The sequence below is a fragment of the Rhodococcus sp. YH1 genome (assembly GCF_009939605.1).
Taxonomy (GTDB): domain Bacteria; phylum Actinomycetota; class Actinomycetes; order Mycobacteriales; family Mycobacteriaceae; genus Rhodococcus; species Rhodococcus aetherivorans.
On record NZ_WVTE01000147.1, the window covers coordinates 1 to 4713 of the forward strand.

4 protein-coding genes, 1 pseudogene and 1 riboswitch are annotated in these 4713 nt (G+C 67.6%); of the genes and pseudogenes, 1 reads left to right on the forward strand and 4 read right to left on the reverse strand.

Features of this window, described 5'->3' with window-relative positions:
- From AIIKEEIJ_RS12650 to AIIKEEIJ_RS12665, 4 genes are all read right to left on the reverse strand, one after another.
- A partial coding sequence (locus AIIKEEIJ_RS12650; RefSeq protein WP_161995784.1) for a YhjD/YihY/BrkB family envelope integrity protein occupies positions 1–807 on the reverse strand: 807 nt, incomplete at its 3' end.
- A gap of 60 nt (positions 808–867) precedes the next feature.
- Entirely contained in the window at positions 868–1908 is a 1041-nt protein-coding gene (gene trpS / locus AIIKEEIJ_RS12655; protein ID WP_161995785.1) for a tryptophan--tRNA ligase, read from the reverse strand.
- A gap of 72 nt (positions 1909–1980) precedes the next feature.
- The gene (locus AIIKEEIJ_RS12660; RefSeq protein ID WP_029544732.1) at positions 1981–2784 is read right to left on the reverse strand and encodes an exodeoxyribonuclease III; all 804 of its coding nucleotides are present in this window, start codon (positions 2782–2784) and stop codon (positions 1981–1983) included.
- A gap of 85 nt (positions 2785–2869) precedes the next feature.
- Complete coding sequence (locus AIIKEEIJ_RS12665) at positions 2870–4087, reverse strand: NADP-dependent isocitrate dehydrogenase (protein ID WP_006939696.1); 1218 nt, start codon at positions 4085–4087, stop codon at positions 2870–2872.
- A gap of 266 nt (positions 4088–4353) precedes the next feature.
- Positions 4354–4469: riboswitch (SAM riboswitch) on the forward strand.
- Between the two features lie 85 nt (positions 4470–4554).
- Between AIIKEEIJ_RS12665 and AIIKEEIJ_RS12670 the strand changes: the two are divergent.
- Positions 4555–4713, forward strand: a pseudogene (locus AIIKEEIJ_RS12670) (PLP-dependent transferase); the annotation flags it as partial.

Here is a 4713-nt window from a genome sequence, read left to right on the forward strand (position 1 = left end):
ACCGAGAATCGGGCCGAACGCCACCCCGGCGGGGCCGCTGGTGACCCGGGAGAGGTAGATCGAACCGACCTGCTTGAAGACCTCGAACGCCACGGCGGCGAGCAGACCGGCGCGCATCGCGCTGCGGAAGGTGACGGGTTCCCGGGGCAGCCGGGCGATCACCCAGGTGAACAGTACCCACGTCGCGCACACGGAAATGGCGATCGTCGCCACCGTCAGTGCGACGCCGATCCCGGGCACGTTCTCGAGCCGCAGCAGACCGACGAAGAAGTCCATGACCGGTCCGCTGCTCGCGGCCGACAGGGCGAGCGACGCCACGATGGCGAGGCCGAGGCCGAGGAGGGTCAGCACGTCGTTGACCTTGGTGCGCACGAACCCCGTCTTGCCGTGCGGATGGTCCCACATCGCCGTGAGCGCGTCCCGCAGGTTGGTGATCCAGCCGATCCCTGCGTATGCGGCGGTGAGCAGACCGACGGTGCCCACGGCGCTGCGGGAGGCGATCGCGGAGTCCACCAGGCCCTGCACCGTCGCACCGAGTTCGCCGGGGATGTTCTGGGCGATCGCGGTCTGCAGCTGTTCGAGGGTCTCGGGCCGGCCCGCGAGCACGAAACCGGCAATCGAGAACGACAGCATCAGGATGGGAATCAGGGACAGCACACTGAAATACGTGATCCCCGCGGCGTAGTAGTCGCCCTTCTGCTCCTGGTATCGCAGGCCGGCCCGCACCAGATGGTCGAGTGCCGGATGCGCCGCGCGCTGCCGCTCGAGAAACCCCGGTTTCGACGGTTCGGTGGAATCGTCGGCCATCGGTGGGCAACTCCTTCCGCGTTCCGCCGCCCGTGTGCTGCGTCCGGCGCACGCCCCGGCTCACTTGCGGGGCAGGAATCCCACCTTGTCATAGACCTGGCCGAGTGTCCGGGAAGCCACCTCGCGGGCCTGGTCGGCGCCGGTCGACAGGATGCGCAGCAGTTCCGCCTCGTCGGCGAGGTACTCGTCCACCTTCGCCTGCAACGGGATGACGAACTCGGTGAGCACCTCCGCGGTGTCGGCCTTGAGGTCGCCGTACCCCTTGCCCGCATAGCCGGCGACGAGTTCGTCGACCGGCCGGCCGGACAGGGCGGCCTGGATGGTGAGCAGGTTGCTCACGCCGGGCTTGTTCTCGAGGTCGAAGCGGATCTCGCGCTCGTTGTCCGTCACCGCCGACTTGATCTTCTTCGCCGACACCTTCGGATCGTCGAGCAGGTTGATCAGGCCGGCCGGGGTGGCCGCGGACTTGCTCATCTTCGCAGTGGGGTTCTGCAGGTCGTAGATCTTGGCGGTGCCCTTGATGATCTGCGGCTCGGGAACGACGAACGTCTTGCCGAACCGGGTGTTGAACCGCTGCGCGAGATCACGGGTCAGCTCGAGGTGCTGGCGCTGGTCCTCCCCCACCGGCACACGCTGCGGGCGGTACAGCAGGATGTCCGCCGCCATCAGCACCGGATAGGTGAACAGGCCCACGCTGGCGTGCTCGGTCCCCTCCTTGGCGGACTTGTCCTTGAACTGCGTCATCCGGCCGGCCTCGCCGAAACCGGTGATGCAGCTCAGAACCCACGCCAGCTCGGCGTGCTCGGGCACCTGGCTCTGGACGAACAGCACCGACCGGTCCGGGTCGATGCCGACGGCGAGCAGCTGAGCGGCGGCGCGGAGGGTGCGCCGGCGCAGCCCCTTCGGATCCTGCGGCACGGTGATCGCGTGCAGATCGGGGATGAAGTAGTAGGCGTCGAACTCGTCCTGCAACGGAACCCACTGTTGCAGCGCGCCGAGGAAGTTTCCGAGGTGGAACGAGTCGGAGGTCGGCTGGATACCCGACAGCACCCGGGGCCGGGCGGTCGGCGCGGTGGTGTTCTCTTCTGCAGTGCTCGCCATGGTTGTCGATACTTTCACGTGCGCGGAGAGCCGCTCGCGGGAGGTCGGCTCCGATCGGCGGATCCGCCCGGATCAGCGGAACTGCACGGTAACCGGGGCGTGGTCCGACCACCGCTCGGCATAGGTGGCGGCACGCTCGACGCGGGCCTCCTTCGCCCGCTCGGCCAGTTCCGCCGTCACGAGGTGGTAGTCGATCCGCCAGCCGGCGTCGGTGTCGAACGCCTTGCCCCGGTAGGACCACCACGAGTACGGGCCGTCGACGTCCGGGTGCAGGGCGCGCACCACGTCGACCCAGCGGCCGTCGGCGAGCAGCGTGTCGAGCCATGCGCGCTCGCTCGGCAGGAATCCGGACTTCTTGACGTTGCCCTTCCAGTTCTTGATGTCGCGCTCGGTGTGGGCGATGTTCCAGTCCCCGCACACCACCATGTGCCGGGCCGCGGCCCCGGCCTCGGCGGCGCGGTGGTTCAGGTGCGTGGCGAACGACGCCATGAACCGCTCCTTCTCCTCCTGCTTCGGGGTGCCGGCCTCGCCGGTGGGCAGGTACAGGCTGCCGACGGTCACGTCCCCGAAGTCGGCCTCGACGTACCGGCCGGAGGCCGCGAACTCGTCCTCGTCGAACCCGATGCGCGAGGCGTCGGCCGGGCGCCGCGACAGGATCGCGACCCCGGCACGGCCCTTGGCCTCCGATTCGGCGGACACCACGTACCACCCGGCGTCGAGGGCGGGCGCGATCGCCGCGTGGAACTGCTGCTCGGTGGCGCGCACCTCCTGCAGGCACACGATGTCGGCCTGCGCGGTGGCCAGCCACGCGAGCAGGCCCTTGCCGGCGGCGGCACGGACGCCGTTGACGTTGACGGTGGTGATGACGTGAGGCACGACGGTCACGGTAGCCGACGGGCCGGACCCGAAACGACGACGGGACGCCCCGGTGCGGGGCGTCCCGTCGTGTGCGGTCCGTGCGTCAGGCGCGGGCCTTCTGGAGGTTCTCGTCGAGCGCGGCGAGGAACTCCTCGGTGGTCAGCCATGCCTGCTCGGGGCCGATGAGCAGGGCGAGGTCCTTGGTCATCTGTCCCGCTTCGACGGTCTTGATGACGACGTCCTCGAGCTGCTGCGCGAAGTCGATGACCTCGGGGGTGTTGTCGAGCTTGCCGCGGTGCTCGAGGCCACGGGTCCAGGCGAAGATCGACGCGATCGGGTTGGTCGACGTCGGCTTGCCCGCCTGATGCTGCCGGAAGTGCCGGGTGACGGTTCCGTGCGCGGCCTCGGCCTCGACGGTCCTGCCGTCCGGGGTCATGAGCACGGACGTCATCAGGCCCAGCGAGCCGTAGCCCTGCGCGACGGTGTCGGACTGGACGTCGCCGTCGTAGTTCTTGCAGGCCCAGACGTAGCCACCCTCCCACTTGAGCGAGGAGGCGACCATGTCGTCGATGAGGCGGTGCTCGTAGGTCAGGCCCGCGGCATCGAACTCGGCCTTGAACTCTTCCTCGAAGATCCGCTGGAACTCGTCCTTGAACATGCCGTCGTAGGCCTTGAGGATCGTGTTCTTGGTGGAGAGGTAGACCGGGTAGTTCTGCTGCAGACCGTAGGACAGCGAGGCCCGCGCGAAGTCCTGGATGGACTTCTTGTAGTTGTACATCCCCATGACGACGCCGCCGTCCTCGGGGATATGGCACACCTCGTGCTGGATCGGCTCACTGCCGTCCTCCGGCGTGAAGGTGATGGTGACGGTGCCCGGGCGGTCGACCTTGAAGTCGGTGGCGCGGTACTGGTCACCGAAGGCGTGACGGCCGACGATGACCGGCTTGGTCCAGCCGGGCACCAGGCGGGGCACGTTGGAGATGATGATCGGGGCACGGAAGATGGTGCCGCCCAGGATGTTACGGATCGTGCCGTTGGGCGAGCGCCACATCTTCTTCAGGCCGAACTCCTCGACCCGGGCCTCGTCGGGAGTGATTGTGGCGCACTTGACGCCGACGCCGTGCTTCTTGATGGCGTTGGCTGCGTCGACGGTGACCTGGTCGTCGGTTGCATCGCGGTGCTCGATGCCGAGGTCGTAGTACTCGAGATTCACATCCAGGTAGGGATGGATCAGCTTGTCTTTGATGAACTGCCAGATGATGCGGGTCATCTCGTCGCCGTCGAGTTCGACGACCGTTCCTTCAACCTTGATCTTGGACATGTGCGCTTCGCGTCCTCCTAGGAAGTGTCCCTGGTCCCAAGTCGATCGCACTTTGTGGGTGCGATCGTGGTCGGCTCAATGAACCATTTATGGCGTGCTCACACGTGCGGAACACGATCCAAACAAGACGAGCGTACTGCTATCGACCCGGTCCGCCAAGCGGGCCCCGGGCTACCGGCGGGTAACTTTCGCCTGCTCAGGCGCCTCCCGCCGGGAGGTATGGGTCGCCTACCGAAGCATCCGTTCGAGCCGCTAGACTCGCGCCAGGTCATGAGTACCAGCGTGAAGCCCCGGCTTGCTGGTCGGCAACCCTCCGGCCAGGGTGGGGTGCTCCGGGTGATGACCCGGTCGTCCGGCGCCACGCCGCACGACAAGCCGGTCCGATGGAGGTATTCGTCATGAGGGTTGTGATCATGAGCTGTCGCCCCTAGCCGCCCCGACCTCCCGACCACGGCCAGAAGGACATCATGACCGACAGCGAGAACACCCGGCGCGAAGACGGCTGGAGCTTCGAGACCAAGCAGATCCACGTGGGCCAGCCCGGCGGCGGCGACACCCGCGCCCGCGCCCTGCCGATCTACCAGACCACCAGCTACACCTTCGACAGCACCGACCACGCCGCCGCC